This is a genomic window from Alcanivorax sp. HI0044 (assembly GCF_001634945.1).
On record NZ_LWEZ01001403.1, the window covers coordinates 1 to 1,321 of the forward strand.

Here is a 1,321-nt window from a genome sequence, read left to right on the forward strand (position 1 = left end):
TTCCGGCCATTGCCTCAGGGCGGCGACAAACGCTTCCTGCAAGGCATCTTCTGCCAGGTCGAAATCCCCCAGCAGACGAATCAGTGTCGCCAGTACCCGGCGGTACTCGCTGGCAAAAATCCGTTGAAGCGTGGTTTCCATGTCATCCATGACAGCCGGGTCCGGGTCAGTTTTCCTGTTCCTGAAGATGTTGCACCACCAGCGGTGCGAGCCCGGCGGCACTGCCAAAATAGTGCATCAATTCGATATCCAGATCAGGAAAACGCTCGCGGGCCTCTTCAATTTGTGCCGGAATATCCTTGCCCACGTGTTTCCCCTTGTTGAAGAACAACGGGTAAAGCTGCACGGTTTTCACCGGCTGATGTTCCAGCTGTTGAATCGCTTCAATCAAAGAGGGAGTCGCCAACTCGAGAAAACAGGGCAATACGGCCACGTATTCCTGCCCGGCGGCGTGGGCAGATTCCGCCACGGTGTCCACCAGCGCACGAAACTCGTCGTTGGCCGTTTCACTGCGGCTGCCATGGGCCATGATCAACAGGGCTTTGGACATGAGAGCTCCTTCGGAGCAGTTGAAAGTTAAAAGTGGAAAGTTAAAAGCGACACAAAACGTAATTCATACCACCGGCCCTGACCACGTTTGAACTTTTAACTTTCAACTTTTAACTCAAAGGCTTGCTCTATGACGATTGCATGGCGCTGCGCCAGTGCGTCACGATCATCATCGTAGCCGCCCCCGATCACCGTGGCCACAGGAACGTTACGCTGACGACAACGGGCAAGGACGCCCCGGTCGCGATCGGCGATACCCTGCTCGGAAATATGCAGGCGCCCCAACGGATCGTGCTGAAAGATATCCACGCCGGCGTCATAAAAAACCAGATCCGGCTGCACTGAATCCAGTAATCGATCCAGCGTCTCAAACACCGTATCCAGATAGTCCTGATCCGTCATACCCAGCGGCAACCCCACATCCAGATCGCTTTTCATCTTGCGCACCGGAAAGTTTTTCTCGCAATGAATGGAGCAGGTAAACGCCCGAGGCTCATCTGTCAGCATGGCTGCAGTGCCATCGCCCTGATGCACATCGCAATCAAACATCAGGGCTTTTTTCACCACGCCCCGGTTCAGTAACTGGCGCACCGCAAACGCCTGATCATTGAAGATGCAGAAACCGGAACCGAAATCGTAGTGGGCGTGATGGGTGCCGCCGGCCAGATGACAGGCGATACCGTGCTGCAGTGCCAGCTGCGCCGTCATCAAGGCTTCGCTCCACGGCAACCCCATGCGCCGTAGCGCCCTGGCATCCAGCGTCCCGTTCACC

General features: G+C 55.9%; 3 protein-coding genes. All 3 read right to left on the bottom strand.

All coding sequences use genetic code 11. The features are described 5' to 3' along the window. On the bottom strand, nucleotides 1–150 hold a 150-nt coding region (locus A3730_RS29890), incomplete at its 3' end, for a sigma factor (RefSeq protein ID WP_304439518.1). Nucleotides 151–166: 16 nt separating this feature from the next. Beyond that, complete coding sequence (locus A3730_RS20675; protein ID WP_063520080.1) at nucleotides 167–550, bottom strand: sirohydrochlorin chelatase; 384 nt, start codon at nucleotides 548–550, stop codon at nucleotides 167–169. A gap of 95 nt (nucleotides 551–645) precedes the next feature. Continuing rightward, nucleotides 646–1,321 (bottom strand): histone deacetylase (locus tag A3730_RS20680; RefSeq protein ID WP_063538819.1); only part of this gene is annotated, 676 nt, incomplete at its 5' end.

Bases quoted from the DNA above. Each gene is read 5' to 3' on its own strand.
- A3730_RS20675 (WP_063520080.1), bottom strand. From the start codon at position 550: ATGTCCAAAGCCCTGTTGATCATGGCCCATGGCAGCCGCAGTGAAACG.